Below are 22,118 nucleotides of genomic sequence, written 5' to 3'. Positions count from 1 at the left end.
TAAATCAATTAAAAAACTAATTATTTAGTTATAATATAAAAAATAGCTGAATTTGGCATGTCTTATTTACATTCGACTTATGCTGAAAAGTAATCCTACGACCGGGCAAAGTTGTCGGTCTTTGCAGTGTAGCGGTTTGGGGGAAAGAGATATGAGGAACTTACGGGAAAAGTTGAACATGTGTCGGGCAATGCGGAGATGTTGCCAGGCGACAGCTTGGTTGGTAGGACTCTCTCTATTGCTGTTTCCGGTAAATGTGGCCAATGGTGCGGAAGTGTCATTGACACCTGCGGCTACGACTCAGTCCACTTCGAATGGTTCGGAGACTGATAAGGACGCAGCCAACACCCCTTTGCCGGTTCAAAGTAATAGCTCTACCGCTCCTCAGGCTTCTGAACCAACGGTAAAACCTGATATGCCCAAGAACGATGGGCCGGCTGCGACGGCCGCCCCCTTATCGGGCACAACGTCTCCTCGCCAACCTGATGCAAAGCCGGAATCTCGCGAACAGATATTACGCGAAGGATTATCGAGAAGTGGGGACGATACCTTCCTTGGAGAGGAGGAATTCAAAGGCACTAAACCCTTCGACGAAAAACGGTGGTTTGCTTTCGATGACGCGTGTCTTACCGGCGGATCGCCACCGACCACTCAGAAGCAGGCGGAGAAGAAGATTTCGGTTGATGCGAACGGCAAGGATATCGGCGACAACACCACGCCGATCACCGTTGTCGATAAGGACGATCCATCGAAGACGAAAACCATCAATCAGAAACTGCTGGGAACCTGCCACAAAGCTGACGGCACTTATGCATTGATGGGCAATGCCGGCAGAGGTTTCCTGCAATTGACCGACGAGAACAGTAGAAAATATGACAAGAAGACCTCGGGCGTCGGCTCAGCGTTGTATGACAGGACTTTGCCGATTTACGACGGCCTGCACGTCTCTTTCAAGATGTACATGACCGGCACCGCTGACGGCATCTCGTTCTTCCTCGTAAAGAGTGACCAGACCTTGACGCAATCCGGGTTGCACGGCGGCCATCTGGGGTATGTCGGCATTCCCAATGCCTTATTGGGTATCGGGTTCGACCAGTTCGGCAATTTCGGCGCATACGACATTCCTGATGACGTGGCGTATAACGCGAAGGATCCTACGAAGTCGGTGGCAGGCTACAAACCTGTCAGATGTGATCCGCAAAGCACTAACAATACGAGCCGGTATCCTCTGGTCACTGATGCCAATGCCCGCAACTCCATCGAACGAGACCCGGCCAGAGGCCTGAGCTCATTTTATCTGCGTGGCACGATTCCCCATCCACTGGTAGGCGTCCGCGACAGCTCGGAGCACGGCTATTGCCGTCTTGCGCAGACTGATCTTTTACCAAGCAACGGAACAAGAGTTCCTGACAGATCGCCGTTTTTAAGCACTGGCATACCCACGAGCAGCGCTGAGGTCGGTACGCAGGTCGACATCGTTCTTTCGCCGGCTGACGCCAACGGACGGCAGACGTTGGATGTGACGATGGTTACGCGCGACAATACGACGAATCATGTCATCAACCACTTGCCGGTGCCACCGTTACCGAGATCGGCGAAAATGGGGTTCTCGTCTTCGAACGGCACGCCTGGCGCGCATCTTATCCGTGGGGTGTCGGCCAACAGCATCAATCCTTTGGGCGATCTCAATCTTTTGATGCAGGATGGATCCGAGATGGAGAATGTACCAGCCAAGGCGCGCTACAAGATAGGAGACAAGATACCTTACAAATACATTGTCACCAATCCTGGCAGTGATGATATGACCGGGCTATCCGTAAAAGATGGGTGGGGCAATTCGGCAAACTGTAGAGCGACCACAGTGCCGGTCGGTTATGCCACAGAGTGCTCGAACACCCATACCGTCACTGCAGCCGATGACGTCGGCAACGGGGAAGTCACCAATACGGCCACGGCTACGGCCACGGCCGCGAAGTCGGTGAGCGGCACCGGCTCGTTGGCATTCCCTATCAATAGCATGGGCACCTTCAACGTCAAGCAGATCATCAATGACCCGGGAGGCGGGGCTACGTTGCCTGTGGGGCAAACCTACACGGTGAATTGGAGCTATCCGAACGGCACCTACCAATACTGCATGAAGCAGAAAGACGGCTCCTTTTTGGCGTTTCCAGTGAACGACGGTTCGGTTGCACAGGGCGGAACCGAGCCGTCGTCCACCGATGACACGGTGAACTACACCGGTAATTCGGGTAGCCTGCAGATTGACACCTCTGTTGCGCATGGCCCGCAAGTCGCAGGAGGAGGCGAGCTTTACTTGCCGGTTGGCGCGACAGTGTCCATCGTAGACAATGGTGCCATGCCGGCTGTGCAAGGCTGGCACTGGACGCCGTCGGTGTTTTCTCCGACAATTCCCGTAACCATCGGATGCGCTGCCGGGCATACTTTGGCGGTTACTAAAACCAATGATCTGGTAAAGAACGTCACCATAGCGAATTTGCCCATCACCGGAGGAAACAGCTGGGAGTGGCTTTCTGCGATTATGGTTTCTGCGGCAGGGCTGTTGGTTTCCGGTATTGTGATGTGTCGCCGTCGCGTCATGAAAATCTGACTGCGGCAACTGGCTGGTACTTACGGGAGCAGTGCTACTTCTCGCAAGCGCCAGCTGATACCGATAAAGGAAACAACTTCTGGCGGGGTTATTCTCCTTGTCGGTAAGTTTGCTTTTGCCCTTCAGATGCTTGAACGCGTTGAAGAGCCTGTCTGTCAAAGAAGAGGATGCTGCCGTAATGTCTCACTTCTAGCGATTCGTAGGAAGAGGAAAAAGAAGCTTCGACCGCAAAACTGGTCGGAGCTTCTTTTGCTTAGTCGCGATGGGCTATCGATCAATCACGGTGAGGGATCGGTGATGCGCGGCGATGAACTCGTTGCGGCGCCGATAAAGGAATATGGCGAAGAAGGACAAAACGGCGAGCACGAGCATGAAAGGCCATGCGGGAGCCACTGCGGTGCGGCTGACGGGGGTTGGAACTGCGCTTACAGTGGTTTTCTTGTCCTCGTTTTTGCAGACGACCGCTGCAGGTGCCACGGAGCCTTCGCTGTAGTAGGCGATTTTACAGATCCTGCGTTGCGGCAATGGGACGGAAGTATTGGGGGCGGTTGCATTGCCGGCATCGTTGCCAGGTGCGGGTTTGGTCGTGGTGGCACCGGTTCGTGGTGCGGACAGCAGGCGTGCCGACCGCCCGACTGTAGGGGCTGGGGACAAGGTAGGGGTTGTGGCCGCCGCGACGAATCCGGCTGGGGTCGGGGTTTGCATAGCCGGCTGAACGGTCGCGCTGCTGGTGCTGCCCGTACCTGCGCTGGCAGATGAAGTTGACGACGAACCGGAAGCGGCGGACGGGCTCGATGGAGAGGTTCCTGAAGGCGCCGATGGGTTCGGTGCCGGGGCGTGGTGGACTTGCCAGACGGCGTAGAGGGTCACGTCGCCGCCGGCTACGTTTGCTGTGCCACCCAGGTTGTGGTCTACGGCACCCGTCGGGGTGGTGCTCCAGCCGGACAGTGTGTAGGTGTTGGTCGTCGAAGAAGGTGCGATCAGGGTATATGGATTACTGGCGGGCAGAGCCACGTCGGGATTGAGCGTGGTCACTGTCCTCGGTGTGCCAGCATCGGTGACATATCCGGCGGTGCCGAATTCCGGCATGGGCACATCGCCCACAGTCATGTCGGTGAAGGCAGCGCTCAGGTTCCCTCTGGAGTCGGCGGTGTAACCGCGGGCCGTTGCGGCTGCGGTGTAGCCGGAAGGCAGGCTTGCCAAATTGGACTCGAGATTGAGCGTATGCAAGGGCGCGGTCTGCCAGACGTATGTGCCGGCTCGGTTGGGGTCTGTTGCCAGAGTGCTGGTAAAGTCGTCCTGGCTCTGAGCCTGGGCGTTGGTTAACGGTTCCGTCGCGCCCGTTGCGCCGTTCGACAGGTGCGAGACCTTAATCCATTTATCGGTGTAGCTCCTGCCTGGAGTCGATGGCCTTGCATGGATTGCCGATGCCACGGGGTTGCCTCTGAAGCTTCGATTTGACAACCTCGTCTTGGGACCGACGGTCAGCCTGTTGACCCTGCAGAACATATCGTCGGTATTGCTCGTGCCATTGGGCTTGATGGTAAAGTCGAGTTTGGTGGTATCCCATTTGCTCAGATCCAGGGTATTGATGTTGCACGCGGAATAGAACATGTGGTTCATATCGGTGACGTTGTGGGTGTCGAAGTCGGCGATATCCAAGCTGGCTAGCTGAATGCCGTCAAACATGGATCGCATGCTGGTGACATGGCTGGTGTCCCAGCCGCTTAGATCCAAAGAGGTCATCCCGCGGTCTCCCTGGAAAATGCCTTCCATGGTTTTTACATGGCTCGTGTCTACAAGACCGTTGCCCTTGAAGGTCTTCACATAGGTATAATTCAGGGTCGGGTCCCAGTCGCCAAACATGAATCTGGAATTTTCCGGCAATTGCGTTTTGTTGACACCGTTGAAGACGATGTGCTTGGCGTAAGCGAAATTGTGAAGAGTTTTTATGTGGCTGAACGGTGTCGCGGTGCCTGGCATGGTTTCCAGACCTTCGAAATCATTCTCCTGGTGCGGATCGTCCGCTGTGAAGGTCAGTGTGCAGTCGCCGCCGTATTCGGCGCTTGATGCCAGCGTCCAATGGCCGTGGGTCATGGGGCCGGTGTCGCTGCAGGTTCCTCCTCGTGTGAGAGGTGTTGTCGAAGGCTCTTCGCCTTGAGCGCTTGACATCGATCCCGGCGCTTTCGCTGAGGAGGTCTGGAGAGCATGCCGTGGTGTTGACGTTGGCGTGGATAGCGTAGGAGTGGGTGCCAACGTGGCCGGCGTAGATGCCGGTGCGTTTGATGTTGGCATCGTGCTTGTTGCAGGTGCCGCTGAGGCTGGACTCTGTTGAGCCTGGTCGGTCGACTTTGAGGAATCTGCCGCCTGGATGCTCGGCGTGTTTCGTTGAGGTTGCCGCGTTGCTTCGGGGGTTGTGCCGCCTGTGCCACGGCAGGCGACAGCAAAGTCGCTGCCGCTAGTGCCGTTGCAAACATCGTTTCGATCTTGCGTCGCATAATTGCCTTCTCGTTTCTTCTTGTCATCAAATAATTTCCATATTGGTTTTTCAGCATAAAAATTATCGGTTTTTGATAACTTTAATAATTGTACGACGAAGAAGCAGTGAATGCAAATATAAAGCAATTTTTTTCATCGCTTTATAATAAATTGTTGTAAAAACTAGAGAAAATATGGCTTATTGGATACTGATTGTTGCAGTCAAGAAATTCCGTAAGCTCTACAGGATGCTATTTCAGACTCCAAGTGGATCCTGTCGGCTTGTCCTCGATAGTCACTCCCATGGAGGCGAGGGCATTGCGGATTTTGTCGGCCTTTTCGAAGTTTTTGGACTTGCGTGCGGCGTTGCGTGCGGCGAGTTGGTACTGCATCATCTCGTCAAGCAACTTGTGCTCGGCTTCGGCGTTGTTGGCGCTGATATCGCCTTCGCGCTTTGAGCTGCCCTCGGAAGTCCCGGCATTCCAAGGTTGCGCCAACGGGTCGAGGGCCCAAGGTGTCGAGCATGGCCCGCACCGAAAGCAGTGTTTCGCGCAAGGCAACTCGGGAGGTAAGCATGTCGATGATTTCGGATGGAATGTTGCCGTGCGTGAGGGCGAACATGGCCTTGGCGTCACTTTGGATGTATTCTTCGGGCACGTCCGAATATTTGTCGCTGGTTTCGTCGAGAACCCTACGGTACTCGTCGGTCAGGGCGGCCATATCGGTTTCATTCAGAGAAACGGCGCTGACGTTGGATTGCGCCGCTTCAAGTTCGGCAATCAGCGAATTGCCATGACGGATGGCGGTGAAAATCGCAGCGGTGGCACCCGAAACATTGATGTCGTCGTTCAGCGCCTCCACGAAATCGGACGGCAACTGGTCGGCCCTGACAGCTTCGATTTCCTCGCGGCTCGGTTGCTCGTTCGGGCCCAGTACTTGGCCGGCACGAGCGATGAAGTTCATGATGCGCTCATATGCGGCATTGGCTTCGGCAAGTGTCTGGTCGCTCCATTCGAGCATCGAACGGTATTGTACGTTGCCCAGAGCATAACGCACCACCCAGGCCGAATTGTGCGCCAACACGCTCGGCACGGAAAGCCCGTTGCCCAGTGACTTCGACATTTTCTCGCCCTTGGCGGTGACCCAGGCCGAGTGCATCCAGACGTTTGCGGATTCGTAGCCCGCCGCGCGGGTCTGCGCCATCTCGTTTTCGTGGTGGGGGAAGCGCAGGTCGAGGCCGCCGCCGTGGATGTCGAACATCCCGTCGAGGTAGCGGTGGCTCATCGCCGAGCATTCGATATGCCAGCCGGGGCGGCCGGTGCCGAACGGTGTCTTCCAGCGTGCGGTTTCCGGATCGCTTTCCTTTGAAGCTTTCCACAGCGCAAAATCGCGGGGATCGTGTTTGGCTGGGTCGTAATCGGCCGGATCGACGGGATTGTATTTGTCGTCGCCGGACCGGTCGACGCTGGGACCCATGTCGTCGCTGACAACGCTTGCGGCATCGTGGGTTTCGCCGACACTCTGCTTTTGGTGGGTCAGTTCGCCATAATGCGGCCAGCTGGCCACGTCGAAGAACACGTTGCCGGTCGGCTTACCGCTCTCGTCGGTGATGACGTAGGCGTGGCCGCGGTCGATCAGACGTTGGATCAGGTCGACCATATCGCCGATATGGCCGGTGGCGCGGGGTTCGTAAGTCGGAGGCAACACGCCGAGCGTGTCGTAGGCGCGGGTGAATTCGCGTTCGTAATAATAGGCCCTTGCCCACCATTGCTGGCCGGCCGCTGCAGCCTTGTCCAAAATCTTGTCGTCGATATCGGTGACGTTGCGGATGAATGTGACCTCAAACCCAAGTTTTTGAAGCCAACGCCGTACGATGTCGAAGGCGACCGCTGCGCGGATGTGACCGATATGCGGCGAACTTTGCACCGTCGCGCCACAGACGTAGATGCCAACCTTGCCGGGCACAATCGCGCTGAACGCGGACACTTCGTGCGTGGCCGTGTTATACAGTTTCAGGTCGGCTGCGGCCTGCGACAGGGCTTTCGGATGCTCAGAATCAAAAAGGTTGGAATTCTGCGGTTTTGTGGCGTTTTCCATACTTACCAAGAATATTGGCTTTTGCCGACAAAATATACAATCCCCGTTCGCCCGAAATCAGTCGTTGCGGATTTGGGAGGACGAAATGACACAATGGAATTATGACTATGCCGAAAGTGTTTATTCTGCAACATGTTCCTTGTGAAAAGCCGGGAAGGATTCTTGATAATCTCGACGACCTCGGTATGGCCAGTCAGACATTGAGCATTGCCGGCCAGTCCGATCCTGATGTGCCCAAAAACGAGGAGATCGCGGGACTCGTCGTCATGGGCGGGCCGATGGGGGCGCAGGATTATAAGGAGTACCCGGGGCTTAAAGCCGAAGCGAAACTGGTACGCAAGGCCGTGAAGGCGGGCAAGCCGGTATTGGGCATCTGCCTGGGCCACCAGATCATCGCCACAGCGCTCGGTGCCAAGCTGCAAAGCGGCAAGTGTTCGGAAATCGGATTCGCGCCGATCAGACGGGCCGTCAAAAACGATTGGTTCCCCATGTGGACCGATGAGATCAACGTACTCAACTGGCACAACGATGTCGTTTCCGTACCCGTCGGCGGACAGCTCCTGGCATCTTCCAAATATACCGAAAACCAGGCGTTCTGCTACAAAAGCGCACTCGGACTGCAATTCCATCTTGAAGTCACGCCGACGCTGCTGGACGAATGGCTTAGCGAGCCGAGCATGATCGAGGGCATGAAGAAAAGCCAGATTTCGAAGATCCGTGAGGATTTCAAACGCTACGATGTCGAGTTGCAGCCTTTGGCCGAGCAGGTCTTTTCCGCCTTCGCCGTGCGTTGTGCCGCCAGTGCCCGTGCGATGGGCGAGTAATTCATCGTTTCGCATGCAATAGGGAGAGGTTTGTAAACGGGCCGGTACTTGTGGCTGGCATGTGTTGATCCCGTGATTTGTCGGTGCTGAAACTCTGTGAGGCCGTCAGGCTAACGTGGCTCGAAATCCGTTTGGCTTTTCTTGTTGCCTGGATGGTGGTGGCGTTAATCCCAATTATATTGGCACAATGAAGTGGCTGATTGAAGAATTTTGGGTAGTGCGCATTTGAATGAAGCTTGTATATGGTATTTGCCAAATAATGATTTTCTGCATCTATTATTGATTAAAATTAACTAAATGTGATAATGTATGAATGACATATCCACCATCCCGTGAAAGGGATCGCTATGAAAAAACTGTTTCATGTAGTTTGTTTTCTCATTGCAATCAGTGCGGCGGCGTTATTGCTGACGCTTAAATACATCGATTACTTCCATGATGACAGCAAGGATTTTCTGCAGTTTGAATCGCATCGTGGCTCGGAAGGGAGGGACTGACTGTGATTAAGCACAAAGCGATAATGATCGGCGCCGGTCTGGCGAATATGGCATCCGCCGTTTACCTGATTCAAGAGGGAAAATGGAACGGGTCGGCAATCACCTTCTATGCCGTGGACGACCATGGCGCCAATGATGGCAGCGCCGCCACCGAACAGGCGGCGGATTATTGGAACAGGGAGCATCCTCTGGAGAACACGCAGGGTTTCCTCGCCCGTGGTGGAAGGATGCTCAACTATCGCACCTATGTTGATTTGCTGGATGTCATGAGCCGAGTTCCTTCGGCGACCGAGCCGGGGATGAACGCGGCCGAGGACACCAAGGACTTCGACAGCAAGCACCCCACATTCGATAAGGCGCGTCTGCTGCGTCGTGGCGAGGGCATTGTCGATGGGCACAAGCTGGGAATGAACAACCTGGATCGGCTGATGCTGACGAAACTGGTGCTGATGCCCGAAAAGGACGAGGAAAAACTCGACAATGTCACGATTGCCGATTATTTCAAAGACGATCCGCACATGTTCACGACCAACTTCTGGTATATGTGGGAGACCACGTTCGCGTTCCGTGTCGAGAGCTCCGTGCAGGAACTGCGTCGGTACATGCACATGATGCTCTTCGAATTCACGGAGATCGAGCATCTTGTCGGCGTCAACCGCACTCGCTACAACCAGTATGAGAGCCTGATGCTTCCTTTGGAGAACTACCTGAAGGGTCAGGGCGTCAATTTCGTACTTGGCAAAATCGTCTCGGACTGGGAGTTCAAGGATTCTCGCATGACCGATGAGATTACCGTCACCGGCCTGGAAGTCACTGACATCGATAGCGGTAAGGTCGATCATGTCGAGGTGGATGACGACACTGCCGTTATTTTCACCAATGGTTCGAACATCGATTCGACGACCATCGGCGATTACACCACTCCCGCTCGCGAAGATATGGACTATGGCCCTGCCGCGAATCTGTGGAAGAAAGCCACACAGCGTTTCTACAACCTCGGCAACCCGGACAAGTTCTTCGGTGACCGCAATGCCTCCGAATGGTCGTCGTTCACCTTGACCACCAAAGACCATGTCCTGCTCAACGAGATCACTCGCATCACCACGCAGGTTCCGGGCAACGCCCTCAACAGCTTCCTGTCGACGGCACCGGTAACGGCGCTTGGGCAGCCGGATGTCAACATGTCGATCGTGGTTCATCATCAGCCGCATTTCACGACGCAGAAGCCCAACGAAAGCGTGATCTGGGGTTACTTCCTCTATCCGCGCCGCTACGGCGAGTTCGTGCAGAAGCCGTATATCGAAATGACCGGCGAGGAGATGCTCAAGGAGCTGATCGGCCAGCTGTCGATGGTCGATCCCGGCCCCATCAACATCAAGGAGCATGAGCAGGAGATCATGGATTCGGTCATCAACTGCATTCCTGTCTACATGCCTTATGCTTCCGCTCTGTTCAACAACCGTGCAAAGAATGACCGTCCGCTGGTCATTCCGGAGCATTCGACGAATCTGGCTTTCACCGGCGAGTTCGTCGAGCAGCCGTTCCAGATGGTGTTCACCGAACAGAGCGCAGTGCGCTCCGGTGAGATCGCCGCCTATCATTTCGCGGGCGTTCCGATGAGCCATCTGGTCAAGGTGCCGCGTTACGACAAGGACATACCGACGTTGCTGCGTTCGGCAATAAGGATGTTCAGCTGATCTGGGCGTGTTGACGGCGTAGGCCGTCTTGAACAGGATTGAGCCGGGCGGTCGATTTATATCGGACGTCCGGCTTTTCTTTTGCAACGATTGGTTTCCGTGGTGTTGATGGTCGGCGGTACCATCGAATCACTATGCCGACTTATGACTTGGGACTTGAACACGTTTCGCTTGATTTTGCGACCAAAACTATTTTCACCGATGTGACGCTCGGTGTCTTCGAAGGCGACCGCATCGGCATCGTCGGCAAGAACGGCGATGGAAAATCCACGCTTCTGCATCTGTTGGCGGGTACGCGGCAACCGGATTCCGGGCGTGTGACTACCCGCAACGGCCTGACTTTCGGCATGCTCGATCAGCGCGATCCCCTGGATGACAACGCCACGTTGCGTCAGGCCGCGCTCGAGGGGCGTGAGGATTATCAGTGGGCTTCCGACACCCGTTCACGCGAAATCGTGGAGGCGTTGCTTGGGGGGTTGAGCCTCGACGCCAAAATCGGTTCGCTTTCCGGCGGGCAGCGTCGCCGTGCCGACCTGACCCGGCTTTTGCTGAAGGATTGGGATAATCTCGCGCTCGACGAGCCTACGAATCATTTGGATATCGTCACGATTCACTGGCTGGCCGAACATCTGAAGAACCGTTGGGCATCCGGGCAAGGCGCACTGCTGCTGGTTACCCACGACCGTTGGTTCCTGGACGAGGTGTGCGAGTCGATGTGGGAAGTCCACGACGGGGTGATCGACCCCTTCGAAGGCGGTTACAGCGCCTACATGCTCCAGCGCGTCGAACGTGACCGTCAGGCCGACATCCGCGAGGAACGCCGGCGCAATCTGGCGCGCAAGGAGCTCGCGTGGCTTACCCGCGGCGCTCGCGCCCGTGCCACCAAGCAGAAGTTCCATGTCAAGCAGGCGCATGAATTGATCGACGACGTACCGCCGTTGCGCAATACGTTGCAGCTCAAGCAGATGGCCACATCAAGGCTCGGCAAACAGGTTGTCGACCTGAATGATGTCACTCAGATTTTCGAGCATCCCCAAGGCGAATCACCTACCGACTCGAGCGACGTTGCCGGCGGTGACTCCGCTTCCCGCGTCGATATCGTTCCGGCGTTGTACGAGGAGCCGAAAATCATGGGTTCCGTTGAGTTGGCCGTTGACGACTTGGACGATGACCGGTTGGTGGATGCCAAGGCGGCGAATGATGCAGGTAAGGAAGCCCAGAGTTCCGAGGAAACGAACGAAATCGGGGTACCTGCCGAGCGGGAAAGCGGAACAGTCGATGCCGGGAAATCGGACGAGGAGCCGGACGCTGAAGCCGTGCCTGCGGTCACTTCGTCGGCTCGACGGGTGACGGTCAACGGCCGTAAGATTCTCGATGACGTGACTTGGCTGATCGGTCCTGGCGACCGGTTCGGCATCGTGGGAGCGAACGGTGCCGGCAAGTCGACCTTGCTGAAGATTATCGACGGCACGTTGACGCCGACCAAAGGGCATGTGAAAATCGGCAAAACCGTGAAGTTCGCGGTGCTTTCGCAGCGGCTTGATGAGCTTGAAAAGCTTGGCAAATACAAGATCAAGGAAGTGCTGAGCCGCTACAAGCCCACCTATGAGGTCGACGGCAAAGAGGTTTCGACCAGCCAATTGATGGAGCGTCTTGGGTTTTCGGCCGCACAGCTGATGACACCGATAGCCGACCTTTCCGGTGGCCAGAAACGTCGTATGCAGCTGCTGCTGATTCTGCTGGACGAGCCTAACGTGCTCATCCTTGACGAGCCGGGCAACGATCTTGATACCGATATGCTGGCCGTGATGGAGGATCTGCTTGATTCCTGGCCGGGCACGTTGATCGTGGTTTCCCACGATCGATATCTTTTGGAACGCGTCACCGACGAGCAGTTCGCGCTGATCGGCGGCAAGGTCCGCCATCTCCCCGGCGGTGTGGACGATTACCTTGAGATGGTGCACAAACTGGAGAACGGTGCAACGCTTGATGAGATTGTCGGCGACAAGCGTGGTGGGAAATCAACAGGCAAAGGCTCCTCTTCGCATGGTGAAGTATCTGGATCCCGCTCGTCGAACGGCAATGGAAACGACGCCGGTGGCGACGGGAATGCCGATTCGCAATCCGGCGAGGCAAAGCTGACCGGCAAGGCCTTCCACGATGCCACCCGCCGTCTGTCGGCCATCGAACGCAAACTGGCCAAGCTGGAGGGCGAAAAGGCGAAAATCGAGCAGCAGATGGCCGCTCACGACCCTGCCGATTACGTGGGACTGGGCAAACTCAACGAGCAGCTTACCGCCAATTCCGACGAAAAAGACGCTCTGGAAGCCGAGTGGATGGATCTCTCCGAGCAGGTTGAATAATAACCCCAGAATCCCAGAGGAAAGAAAACAAAAAGTGGATATGGTTTTAACCCATATCCACCTTAGAAATTTGGTGCCGCTAAGTTACTTCGTCACCTTCCGGTGATTTCGCTGCCGACCACCTTTTCGCTCAAGGCATGCGGGCCGCGGGTCACGGCGACGGCGCCGGAACGCACCAGTTCGATGACGCCATAGTTCTTCAAAAGACCGAGCAGCGCGTCGATCTTGCCTTCGGCGCCGGTGGCCTCGATGGTCAGGGACTCGGGGTGCACGTCGACCACGCGCACGCGGAAGAGGCGCACGATTTCCAGCACGTCGGAACGGTTCGTCTCGTCGGCAGCGACTTTGATCAGCACCAGTTCGCGCTCGACGGCGTCCGTGTTGTCAAGGTCGACGATTTTCAGGACGTGCAGCAGTTTGTTGAGCTGTTTGATGATCTGTTCCAGCGGCACCTGCTCGACGTCGGCGGTCACGGTGACGCGTGAGATGTCGGGACGTTCGGTGGGGGAGACGGAAAGCGAGTTGATGTTGAAGGCGCGGCGGGCGAAGAGGCCTGCGATACGCGCCAGCACGCCGGGGCGGTTCTCGACCAGGACGGACAGGGTGTGACGCTCGCTATGCGGAGTGGATGCGGGATAGATTGCCATGATATTCCTTTCGCCTTGCCCTTATTCTTCTGATTTTCCTGTGGCCGCAGTGTCGCTGGCTACAGGAGTGCTGGCGGTATCGTCCTGAGATCCGTTGGCGGACGAATCCGTGGTGTCGTGGTGCAGCAGCGGTTGCACGCCCGGCTTGTAGGTCACGGTGTCGTTGGATTGCCCGGCGGCCACCATCGGCCAGACCATGGCGTCCTTGTAGACGCGGAAGTCGATCAATACCGGTCTGTCGTTGATTTCATTGGCGCGTTTGATAGCGGCCTTTGCCTCGTCTTGTGTCGTTGCGCGGATGCCGACGCAGCTATATGCCTCGGCAAGTTTGACAAAATCGGGGACGTTGATGATGTCTTCGGTGTTTTCGCCGTCGCGGATGCTGGTCTGTGAATAATGCTTGTCGTAGAAAAGCGTCTGCCATTGGCGGACCATGCCGTAGACGGAATTGTTCAGAATCGCGATTTTCACTGGCGCATTGTCGATGAACGCGGCCGCGAGCTCTTCGCTGGTCATCTGGAAGCTGCCGTCGCCGTCGATCAGCCAGACCGGCTTCTTACCGCCGAAATCACGGGACGAACCGACGCGTGCACCAATGGCCGCGGGCAGGCCGAAGCCCATCGTTCCCAAACCGCCCGAGGAAATCCAGGAATGAGGATTCTCGAAATCGACGAGCTGCGAAGCCCACATCTGGTGTTGACCCACACCGGAGACCCAGATGGTGGAAAGCGCGGCCTGACGGGAGAGCTCCTCGACGACCCACTGCGGTGAGAGGGTGCCGTCGGGGGTCTTTTCGTCATATTCCATCGGGTACTTTTGGCGCCAGGCGTTGATGAGTTTCCACCACGGTTCCAGATTCGGCTTGCCGTGTATGGCCTGCCCACGCTTGATTTCGGCGTTGAGCGCGTTGAGCACTTCCGTGACATCGCCGACGATGGGTACATCCGGCTGGCGGCGTTTGCCGATTTCGGCCGGGTCGATGTCGATGTGGATGACGCGTGCGGCAGGGGCGAAAGCCTCCATCTTGCCGGTTACGCGGTCATCGAAGCGTGCGCCGATGGCCACCAGCAAGTCGCATTTCTGCGTTGCGGCTGTTGCGGCCAACGTGCCGTGCATACCGAGCATGCCGAGCATCTTCGGATCGGAATCCGGCACGATGCCGCGTGCGGGAAGCGTGGTGACGATAGGGGCGTCGGTCAGATCGGCCAATTCCTTGACTTGCGCGCTGGCGTTGGAACGCATCGCCCCGCCGCCGACGTAGAGCACCGGACGATAGGACTGCTCAACGAGTTTCACCGCTTCGCGCAGGACGTGGCCATGCGGTTTGGTCGTGGGATTGTAGCCGGGAAGTATCATTTTCTGCGGCCAGGAATAATACATCTCGCCGACCTGCGCGGTTTTCGAAACGTCCACGACAACGGGGCCGGGGCGACCGGAACGTGCGATATAGTGCGCTTCGGCGAGCACACGAGGAATGTCCTGCGCGTCGGTGACGAGATAGGAATGCTTGACCACCGGATAGGTGATGCCCACGGTGTCGGCCTCCTGGAAGGCGTCGGTTCCGATGGAGTCCACGCCGACCTGCCCAGAAATGACGACGAGCGGCACCGAATCCATATTCGCGTCGGCGATCGGGGTGACCATATTCGTGGCCCCCGGTCCTGAGGTGACGATGCACACGCCTACGCGCCCGGTGGCGACGGCGTATCCTTCGGCCGCATGCCCTGCGCCCTGTTCATGGCGCATCAGCACGAAGCGGAATTTGGTATCGTCGTGAATCTGGTGATACACCGGCAGGATGGCGCCGCCAGGAATACCGAAAACGTCCTGCACGCCCAGATCTTCCAGCGTGCGGATCAGCGCCTGTGCACCGGTCATCTTCTCGCCGTCGACGAGAGTCTGTTTGCTTGTCTTCGTTGGTGCTTTCTGCACCCCGCTGAATGCCTGTAAAGGCGTTGGTGACACCATCATTCCTCTTATCTCTTCGGGTTTGTAGGAATTGTCTTCTGACCTGCTGCGTATGGTGTACGTCTGCATGGTAATGACGTTCGGTGTTCGCTCCGCCCGTTTGTGGCAGGCTGTGACGCTATGCCGATGTGCTCAATATCATAGCGCCTTGCGTGCATGGGAAACACTTATTGCCCAAATATTGACGGGATGTCGCAAGCGTGCGGGCATTCGGCAATTGTGAGAATTCGCCTACTGTCGTTGTGATTTTTCAGCGTGGTGATGGTGCTTTTTGGCCTGGTGTTTGCTTGGATTCGTGTCCAACTCCGTCCACGCGGCTTTTGCCGCGGCAAGCTGGGCCTTGCGTTTGCTGGAACCGGTGCCAACGCCGAGCACTTCGTTATCCTCGCCGACCACGGCGCGTGCGTTGAAAACTTGCGCGTATTCCGGCCCGCTGACGGCCATGCGGTAGCGCGGATCCTCGAGTCCCATACCGTGCGCCTTGACGGTCAGCGAGGTCTTCCAATCGAGCGCAGGCCCTTCCGTGGCCACTTTTTTGAGCTCGTCATCGACAAGATGGTGCACGACTTTGCGTGCCTCGTCAATGCCGTGCTCCACAAATGTCGCGCCGATCAGCGATTCGACGATGTCGCAGAGGATCGAGCTTTTCTCGGCGCCTCCGGATTCTGCCTCGCCGTGGCCGAGCAGGATGTATGGCCCCACCTGAAGCTTCTCGCGCGCGATCTGCGAAAGTGCTTTTTCCGAGACGGCCATGGCCCGCATTTTGGCGAGCTGGCCTTCGTTCATGTCCGGATGGACACGATAGAGCGTCTCTGTCGAGACGAATTCGAGTACCGCGTCACCCAGGAATTCCAAGCGTTCGTAATTCGGCGCGCCCTCGTGCTCGTGCGAGAAAGAGCGGTGGGTGAGTGCCATCACCAGCATATCCGGTGAAAGCGTGGTCCCCAGCCGTTTGAGCAGCTCCTGCTGCGGGGAGCCGGGTCTGGCGGTTTCGGTTTGGGGCGCTCCAGCGGGTTCTTTGCTGGAAGCGGAGGTTGCGGATTCGGCTGCACCGGTGTGCGAAGCTGCAGTGGGTTTTTGGTTTGCGGCGATAGTTGTAGGTTTGGCTGCACCGGTGTGCAAGGCTGCTGTAGTTTGGTGCAAGCCCGAATCGGGAATGGTGTTTTCGGTGTTGTGTGAATCGGTCATGATGGTCCTTTTACATGGATATGACCCCGACGAACATATTGCGGGCACCAAGCCGTTTGATGACGAATGCCGGGGCGTGAAACGATGTTCCGACACAACGAAACCGAACTGAATTGGTTCCTGCAACACATCTGCGTGGCAATGTGTGATAATAACTGAAATTATTGTCGATAAATAGAAAACGTTGAGCAGAGATGCAAAAGCCCCGCCACCCGTCGATGGCAGGGCTTTTATCTGCTAGCGTTTCACTTGCTCAGCGACTTGCTGATAGCCTCACGATAGACGCGGCCGCGGAATGATCCGCAGCTCGGGCAAGCCATATGCGGCAGGGTCGGCGCACCACAATTGGGGCAGGCGACGGTCTTGGCCGCGCTGGCCTTCCAGTTGGAGCGGCGCGAATGCGTGTTGGCTCGCGAAGTCTTGTACTTTGGCAGTGCCATGGTATTCCTCTATTTCGTTCGAACAAATTGAGCTTAAGCATAGATAAGTGTAACGCCATCTCAGTACAAGCTCTACTTGCCTTGCTTCTCTTCCTTCTCCAACTTGGCCTTGAGGCTGGCCAAAGCGGAAAAACGGTTGTCGACCACGTCGTGATGGTGATCGGGATTGTCGTTCAGGTTGATGCCGCACTGTGAGCACAGACCTTTGCAATCCGGCCTGCACAGGGGCTGCAAAGGCAGCTGCTCGACCAGCGTGTCGCGCAGCAGGGTCTCGAGATCGGCGAAATTGCAATCCGGGCTCAGCGGGTAAGTGTCCTCCGACTCGTCCTCGCCGGCGATGATATCGATATCTTCGTCGTGCTTGCCACGCCCGCTATCGGCGTTGACGCTCGCTTTGGCGGAATCATAAGGGAAGAACGCGGTGACGGCCATGCTCCAGCTACGCTTGATCGGCGTCAGGCAACGGACACATTCGGCGTGAACCGGTGCGTCGAAGTGGCCGTTGAAAATCAGCCCATCGACGATGGAATCAAAGGAGCCGGATACCTTTACCGGTGCCCCTTCCTTGACTCCGATGATGTTGTCGCCAATGCCGCTCGGAGCCGGGAAATCGGCGACAACGGTTTTGCTCTGGCCGGGACGCGAGACGATCTGCCCCACGGAGACGGCCCATTGCGAATCTTCAGGTCTGCTCATATATGCTTATCGTTCTTTCGGATATTGGTGTCTTGTTTGTTTTCGTTATTCGGTTTTCGTAGCCGTTGCTTGGCTTTGGGCGAGTGCATCGGCTTCGGTGGCCTCCAGCTGTTGCGCGGCCTCGTGTTGGCGTTTGTCGATGACATCGATGCCGTTGCGAATGTCGCGGTCGTAGGTGGAGACCTGCTCTTTCAAGGCTTTCATCACATCGGCGCAATAGGCGTTGGCACCCTGCACCAGCTTGGTCGACCTGGTCCGGGCGTCATCGACGATCATGCGCGCCTTGCGTTGCGCCAAATCCACGACGCGCTCCTGGCCGGCGAGAATCTGCGCCTGTTCCTCGGCGTTCTGCTTGATCTGCGCGGCTTGGCTCTGTGCCTTGGCCACGATGGCCTGTGCTTCGGATTGCGCGTTCTGCAAGCGTCGCTCGGCTTCACGCATGAGCGAGGACGCGCGTTCAAGCTGCACGGGCAGCATGGATTTGAGCTGGCCAAGCTGGTCGAGGAACTCGTCGCGGTCGAGGCGCACCATGCCGGGCGCGAAAATGCTCGACTTGGTCTCCTCGATAGAGGAACTCATCTGATCGATGATGTCATAAACCGTGGTGAACTCGTCGCGGCTTTTGCTTTCGGCGTTAATGCTGTCTTCGGTATCGGGGGCGGTGACGCCTGCAGGTGTGTCGTCATGACGTTCCCTCAAATCGGGAAGGTCGTTCGGTGAGGCGAAAAGCGGCCTGGCGGTTTGCAAAGCATCCGAATCGTCGCTTTCTGCTGCGTTGTCGTAGGCCTCGTTATCGCTATCGTCAGCGGAATCTCTGGTGGCGCTGGCCTCCCGGTTGTGGTTCGGCGAAAGGTCGTCAATCGGAATGACCTTGGAAAGGGTGTCGTCATCCTCGTCGTTGAGGTTTGCTTCGTTCGCCATCATTGACTCTTTTCTCTCTGAAGTTGTTCGGCGAGCATGCCGACCACGCAATCGGGCACCATGCCGGTGACATCGCCGCCGTGGCGCGCCACATCCTTGACGATGGTGCTGGAAATATGCTCGAGTATCGGGTTTGCGGGCAGGAACATGGTCTCGACGCCGGAAAGCTTGCGGTTGACCAGCGCCATCCCGAGTTCGGCCTCGTAATCGCCGTTCTGCCGCAACCCCTTGACGATGACCGACGCCCCGACCTTGGTGCAATAGTCGGTGATCAGCCCGTCGGTCGAAGCGACTATTACGTGAGGATAGCCGTCTTTGACCAGCGCCCGCTTGATGACGTCCACACGAGTGTTTTCGGAGAACATCGGGGTTTTCGCGGAGTTGACAGCCACCACGACGTGTACCGTCTCGAAGATGCGCGCGCTGCGTTCGATAACGTCCAAATGCCCTGCCGTGACTGGATCATATGAGCCTGGGCACACTGCAATAGTCATATCACCAACAATAACGCCTGACACTGATTTCCGCTGTATCGACGTGAGGCGTGCACAATGTGATAGTAAAAAATAAGGTACGATAAAATAGTGAGATTCTGCATTATTTCAAGCTCGAACCCGGGACGTTTAAGATGCATGTGACCATGTATAATTGTCATACAGGTAAGCAGGTTGACGATTACGATGGCCTCGATCCCAACGGTCACCAGTGGTCTCAGGGCCAGTTTGGCGATTGACTTTGGGTGGGGCGTAATGCCTAGAGATGAATGGCGGGTGAATCGTTACTTGTGGTAAATGCTCGACGTTATGATATATCCAGCATTTCGATGTGTGGCGTATAGATGGATGGCAGGATACCTGATAGGAGACGGCATGACTGACTTTTTCGAATGGACGAACAGAGCCGCTCGGCGATCGAGCGGTTGGCGCGATGAAGCCGGATTCGAGAACCCCAACCAAGATCCGGATTCCGGTGCGGGAACGGCGGTTCTGGAGCGACCGGAAACCAAAGAGGAAAATAAACTTGACGACAACGGTGATGCGGATCGTTTTGCGCATTACGTTTCGCGCGACCGTATGCGTGAGTCGCAGCTTACCGGGCGGCCCGTGGTGGCGTTGTGCGGCAAGATCTGGGTGCCGAAGCATGATCCTTCAAGGTATCCGGTTTGCCCCGATTGCAAGCGTATCTACGAGGAAATGATGGCGAGTAAAGCTAAGTAGTTGCTTTTGGTGGCAGGAAGTATTGACTGCCACTTTCAAAAGGCTGCATATACCAAGTGATAAGCGGTATATGCAGCCTTTTCCATGGTGCATTTGAGTATTTCGCTTGAAATGCAGAAAGACCGGCCTGCGATTTCTTTTGACGACTGGCGCCAGATTGGAACCGCGGACCGGCCTTTAGCGTTTATGTTCTCTTTGCTGCTCTATTTTCTACAGCACATCAATTTGTGTCGGGATTGACGGATCGCCCTTCATCAACGACTGCGCGGTGATCGGCAGTTCGGCCAGGGCCTTTGCATGGTAGTCGTGCGCGGTGGTGATGGCGTCGTGGCCCTGATACTGCTTGTTGGCCTCTCCGTGGTCCATGTAGGTGACCATGAGGTCCTTCCAGCCGTCTTCGGGCTGGAATTTGGCGAGTTTCTCCTCGGACCCGGAGATGACGTGCTCGCCGTTGGCAAGCCCATATTCGTAGGAGCGGAAGGCCAGCTTGCGGCCCGGCACTGTGGCCTTGTGTTCGGATTTCTTGGCGACGGGCACCATCTCGCCATTGTCGCCTTCGCGTTCGGTGAGTTTGTAGACCATCGCGCAGGTGGGCGCGCCGGAACCGGTCACCAGCATCGTGCCCACCCCGTAGGAATCGACAGGCGCGGACTGCAGGGCGGCCAGCGCATATTCGTCGAGGTCGTTGGTCACGGTGATCTTCGTGTTCTTCGCGCCCAGGGCGTCGAGCTGGTTGCGGGTCTGCTGGGCCAGCGCGGCGAGATCGCCTGAATCGATGCGTACGCATCCCAACTCGGGGCCGGCCACCTCGACGGCGGTCTTGATGGCTTGTTTGATGTCGAAAGTGTCGACCAGAAGGGTCGTGTTGGCGCCCATGGCGTTGATCTGTGAAGTAAAGGCATCGCGTTCGGAATCATGGACGAGGGTGAAGCAGTGGGCCGAGGTGCCGATGGCCTTCAGGCCGTAAAGTTGGGCGGCCAGCAGGTTGGCGGTGCCTTGGAACCCGCCAACTACGGCGGCGCGAGCGGCGGCTACGGCGGCCCATTCGTTGGCGCGGCGCCCGCCCATGTCCATGCAAGGGCGCTTGCCCGCTGCGCTTGACATGCGCGAGGCGGCGGCGGCCACGGCGGAATCATAATTCAGAATTGAAAGCAGCAGCGTCTCGAGCAGGGTGCATTCGCCGAATGTGCCTTCGACCTCGAGGATGGGGGAGTCCGGGAAGTACATCTCGCCTTCGCGGTAGCCCTTGATCGAGCCGGTGAATTTGAAGTTGCGGAGCCATTCGATGGTCTCGGGGCTCACGATTTTGCGGTCGGAGAGGAACTTGAGGTCGTCGTCGTTCAAGTGGAAACGCTCGAGTGCGTCGAGGATGCGCCCCGTGCCGGCGACGACACCGTAGCGGCGGCCTTCGGGCAGGTGACGGGTGAACACCTCGAAAACGCATTTGCGGTTTGCGGTTCCGTCCCTGAGCGCTGCGTCCAGCATCGTGTATTCGTACATATCGGTCATTAAAGCCGGTGAATAATCCAGCATCACATGCTCCCTTAAGGTTGTGCTCCGTGCCCTTGGTGTCGTCGATGTGGCCGGCTCGGACATGGGATTTGCGTTGTCGGTTGCGCCCGGCCGCGGTGTTTTTTTCATCTTGATTCTAACCCGATACAGCGATTAATGGTAATTATGACTATAAGTAGACATTTCGGCGTTGATCTACGCAAGGATACCAGTGAATCCGATTGTTTTCTCGCGCTGTCCATAAACTGGCTTGCATGAAATATTTTGTCGGAATATATCGTCTCGTCATCGCGTTTCTCTGCCTGGCCTGGACGAGCGTGGCCTGGGGCGAGCCCAGCTATTGGGTCTACTTTACGTACGAAACCAATTTTCTTTTGGGTCTGGTGATGCTCTGGGCCGGTGTCGCATGCCTCATCGACGGCAAGCAGCCGCCCGCATGGCTCAAGGGCATCCTGACGCTGTATATCGTGATTACCGGCGTCGTGGCGGCCACGCTGCTGCCGCCGGCCAATCCCGCCACCGCGAAATACGTGTTCGGCGTCATGACCAATGTCATCCTGCACAGGGTAGCGCCGATCATGGCGGTCATCGATTTCATTCTTTTCGATGCCCACCGCCGCTTCAAATGGCACTACACGCTTACTTGGCTCATCTATTTCCCGTTCTATCTGGCCTTCGTCCTGATTCGTGCGCAACTTTGGCCGCATTCCGGGCCTGAGGCCGGCGGCAATCCGTATCCGTACGGTTTCATCGATGTCAACGCAATCGGCTGGAACCAGATGTGGATCAATATCGCGATGTGCATCGTCGCCTTTGCCATCATGGGGCTGGTCATTTTCCTGATCGACAAAGTGCTGCCGAAGAAACCGTTGATTGGCAGCGTACGCAACTGAGCGATATGACGGCACGGTAAAGAATGCGCCTTTTCTAGCAGTCCTACGGTTTGATGCTAGGAAAGGCGCATT

General features: G+C 56.6%; 18 protein-coding genes. 7 read left to right on the top strand and 11 right to left on the bottom strand.

What is annotated here, in order from left to right; all coding sequences use genetic code 11:
• The first annotated feature begins 415 nt into the window (after window positions 1-415).
• Window positions 416-2,608 carry a hypothetical protein gene (locus tag OZX74_RS07860; protein ID WP_277156371.1) on the top strand — a complete coding sequence of 731 codons (2,193 nt, stop codon included), beginning with the start codon at window positions 416-418 and terminating at the stop codon, window positions 2,606-2,608.
• Window positions 2,609-2,875: 267 nt separating this feature from the next.
• Here the strand turns inward: OZX74_RS07860 and OZX74_RS07855 are convergent, their stop codons facing one another.
• From OZX74_RS07855 to cysS, 3 genes are all read right to left on the bottom strand, one after another.
• A complete protein-coding gene (locus OZX74_RS07855) occupies window positions 2,876-4,780 on the bottom strand; it encodes a BspA family leucine-rich repeat surface protein (RefSeq protein WP_277156370.1) in 1,905 nt (634 codons plus the stop codon).
• Window positions 4,781-5,337: 557 nt separating this feature from the next.
• Window positions 5,338-5,493: a hypothetical protein gene (locus tag OZX74_RS07850; protein ID WP_277156369.1), complete on the bottom strand. Its 156-nt coding sequence runs from the start codon at window positions 5,491-5,493 to the stop codon at window positions 5,338-5,340.
• Complete coding sequence (cysS, locus tag OZX74_RS07845; RefSeq protein WP_277156368.1) at window positions 5,486-7,183, bottom strand: cysteine--tRNA ligase; 1,698 nt, start codon at window positions 7,181-7,183, stop codon at window positions 5,486-5,488. The genes OZX74_RS07850 and cysS overlap by 8 nt, the downstream gene beginning before the upstream one ends.
• Window positions 7,184-7,284: 101 nt before the next feature.
• Between cysS and OZX74_RS07840 the strand changes: the two genes are divergently transcribed.
• From OZX74_RS07840 to OZX74_RS07825, 4 genes are all read left to right on the top strand, one after another.
• Window positions 7,285-8,007, top strand: a complete 723-nt coding sequence (locus tag OZX74_RS07840; protein WP_277156367.1) for a type 1 glutamine amidotransferase — start codon at window positions 7,285-7,287, stop codon at window positions 8,005-8,007.
• A gap of 347 nt (window positions 8,008-8,354) precedes the next feature.
• On the top strand, window positions 8,355-8,504 hold the full coding sequence (locus OZX74_RS07835) for a hypothetical protein (protein ID WP_277156366.1): 150 nt from the start codon (window positions 8,355-8,357) through the stop codon (window positions 8,502-8,504).
• A 2-nt stretch (window positions 8,505-8,506) separates the two neighbouring features.
• On the top strand, window positions 8,507-10,201 hold the full coding sequence (locus OZX74_RS07830) for an oleate hydratase (protein ID WP_277156365.1): 1,695 nt from the start codon (window positions 8,507-8,509) through the stop codon (window positions 10,199-10,201).
• A gap of 134 nt (window positions 10,202-10,335) precedes the next feature.
• A complete protein-coding gene (locus OZX74_RS07825; protein WP_277156364.1) occupies window positions 10,336-12,564 on the top strand; it encodes an ABC-F family ATP-binding cassette domain-containing protein in 2,229 nt (742 codons plus the stop codon).
• 92 nt (window positions 12,565-12,656) lie between these two features.
• On the opposite strand, the gene ilvN is transcribed toward OZX74_RS07825, so the two are convergent.
• From ilvN to coaD, 7 genes are all read right to left on the bottom strand, one after another.
• Window positions 12,657-13,211 (bottom strand): acetolactate synthase small subunit, encoded by a 555-nt coding sequence (ilvN, locus tag OZX74_RS07820; protein WP_277156363.1) that lies wholly within the window; start codon window positions 13,209-13,211, stop codon window positions 12,657-12,659.
• A 21-nt stretch (window positions 13,212-13,232) separates the two neighbouring features.
• A complete protein-coding gene (locus OZX74_RS07815; protein WP_277157470.1) occupies window positions 13,233-15,179 on the bottom strand; it encodes an acetolactate synthase large subunit in 1,947 nt (648 codons plus the stop codon).
• A 231-nt stretch (window positions 15,180-15,410) separates the two neighbouring features.
• The gene (rnc, locus tag OZX74_RS07810) at window positions 15,411-16,139 is read right to left on the bottom strand and encodes a ribonuclease III (protein ID WP_277157469.1); all 729 of its coding nucleotides are present in this window, start codon (window positions 16,137-16,139) and stop codon (window positions 15,411-15,413) included.
• Between the two features lie 473 nt (window positions 16,140-16,612).
• Window positions 16,613-16,807 carry a 50S ribosomal protein L32 gene (rpmF, locus tag OZX74_RS07805; RefSeq protein ID WP_277142447.1) on the bottom strand — a complete coding sequence of 65 codons (195 nt, stop codon included), beginning with the start codon at window positions 16,805-16,807 and terminating at the stop codon, window positions 16,613-16,615.
• Between the two features lie 72 nt (window positions 16,808-16,879).
• Complete coding sequence (locus OZX74_RS07800) at window positions 16,880-17,503, bottom strand: DUF177 domain-containing protein (protein ID WP_277156362.1); 624 nt, start codon at window positions 17,501-17,503, stop codon at window positions 16,880-16,882.
• Window positions 17,504-17,548: 45 nt separating this feature from the next.
• Window positions 17,549-18,427 carry a cell division protein gene (locus tag OZX74_RS07795; protein WP_277156361.1) on the bottom strand — a complete coding sequence of 293 codons (879 nt, stop codon included), beginning with the start codon at window positions 18,425-18,427 and terminating at the stop codon, window positions 17,549-17,551.
• Window positions 18,424-18,918 (bottom strand): pantetheine-phosphate adenylyltransferase, encoded by a 495-nt coding sequence (coaD, locus tag OZX74_RS07790; RefSeq protein WP_277156360.1) that lies wholly within the window; start codon window positions 18,916-18,918, stop codon window positions 18,424-18,426. The genes OZX74_RS07795 and coaD overlap by 4 nt, the downstream gene beginning before the upstream one ends.
• A 375-nt stretch (window positions 18,919-19,293) precedes the next feature.
• Between coaD and OZX74_RS07785 the strand changes: the two genes are divergently transcribed.
• Entirely contained in the window at window positions 19,294-19,641 is a 348-nt protein-coding gene (locus tag OZX74_RS07785) for a DUF3039 domain-containing protein (RefSeq protein ID WP_277156359.1), read from the top strand.
• A 210-nt stretch (window positions 19,642-19,851) separates the two neighbouring features.
• On the opposite strand, the gene OZX74_RS07780 is transcribed toward OZX74_RS07785, so the two are convergent.
• Window positions 19,852-21,174, bottom strand: coding sequence for a nicotinate phosphoribosyltransferase (locus tag OZX74_RS07780; RefSeq protein ID WP_277156358.1), 1,323 nt, complete (start codon window positions 21,172-21,174; stop codon window positions 19,852-19,854).
• A 233-nt stretch (window positions 21,175-21,407) separates the two neighbouring features.
• On the opposite strand from OZX74_RS07780, the gene OZX74_RS07775 reads away from it, so the two are divergent.
• Window positions 21,408-22,046 carry a Pr6Pr family membrane protein gene (locus tag OZX74_RS07775; protein WP_277156357.1) on the top strand — a complete coding sequence of 213 codons (639 nt, stop codon included), beginning with the start codon at window positions 21,408-21,410 and terminating at the stop codon, window positions 22,044-22,046.
• Window positions 22,047-22,118: the final 72 nt, after the last annotated feature.

Source organism: Bifidobacterium sp. ESL0798, from assembly GCF_029395415.1.
GTDB lineage: Bacteria > Actinomycetota > Actinomycetes > Actinomycetales > Bifidobacteriaceae > Bifidobacterium.
The sequence above is the reverse complement of the archived record's forward strand: the minus strand, read 5'-3'. Positions and strand labels throughout refer to the sequence as shown.

Excerpts from the sequence above, each read along its gene's own strand:
- OZX74_RS07795 (WP_277156361.1), bottom strand. The coding sequence starts at position 18,427 with ATGATGGCGAACGAAGCAAACCTCAACGACGAGGATGACGACACCCTT.
- cysS (WP_277156368.1), bottom strand. The coding sequence starts at position 7,183 with ATGGAAAACGCCACAAAACCGCAGAATTCCAACCTTTTTGATTCTGAG.
- OZX74_RS07775 (WP_277156357.1), top strand. The coding sequence starts at position 21,408 with ATGAAATATTTTGTCGGAATATATCGTCTCGTCATCGCGTTTCTCTGC.
- OZX74_RS07825 (WP_277156364.1), top strand. The coding sequence starts at position 10,336 with ATGCCGACTTATGACTTGGGACTTGAACACGTTTCGCTTGATTTTGCG.
- coaD (WP_277156360.1), bottom strand. The coding sequence starts at position 18,918 with ATGACTATTGCAGTGTGCCCAGGCTCATATGATCCAGTCACGGCAGGG.
- OZX74_RS07860 (WP_277156371.1), top strand. The coding sequence starts at position 416 with ATGCCCAAGAACGATGGGCCGGCTGCGACGGCCGCCCCCTTATCGGGC.
- OZX74_RS07800 (WP_277156362.1), bottom strand. The coding sequence starts at position 17,503 with ATGAGCAGACCTGAAGATTCGCAATGGGCCGTCTCCGTGGGGCAGATC.
- OZX74_RS07835 (WP_277156366.1), top strand. The coding sequence starts at position 8,355 with ATGAAAAAACTGTTTCATGTAGTTTGTTTTCTCATTGCAATCAGTGCG.
- OZX74_RS07785 (WP_277156359.1), top strand. The coding sequence starts at position 19,294 with ATGACTGACTTTTTCGAATGGACGAACAGAGCCGCTCGGCGATCGAGC.
- OZX74_RS07855 (WP_277156370.1), bottom strand. The coding sequence starts at position 4,780 with ATGTCAAGCGCTCAAGGCGAAGAGCCTTCGACAACACCTCTCACACGA.
- OZX74_RS07780 (WP_277156358.1), bottom strand. The coding sequence starts at position 21,174 with ATGCTGGATTATTCACCGGCTTTAATGACCGATATGTACGAATACACG.
- OZX74_RS07840 (WP_277156367.1), top strand. The coding sequence starts at position 7,285 with ATGACTATGCCGAAAGTGTTTATTCTGCAACATGTTCCTTGTGAAAAG.
- rpmF (WP_277142447.1), bottom strand. The coding sequence starts at position 16,807 with ATGGCACTGCCAAAGTACAAGACTTCGCGAGCCAACACGCATTCGCGC.
- OZX74_RS07815 (WP_277157470.1), bottom strand. The coding sequence starts at position 15,179 with ATGGTGTCACCAACGCCTTTACAGGCATTCAGCGGGGTGCAGAAAGCA.
- ilvN (WP_277156363.1), bottom strand. The coding sequence starts at position 13,211 with ATGGCAATCTATCCCGCATCCACTCCGCATAGCGAGCGTCACACCCTG.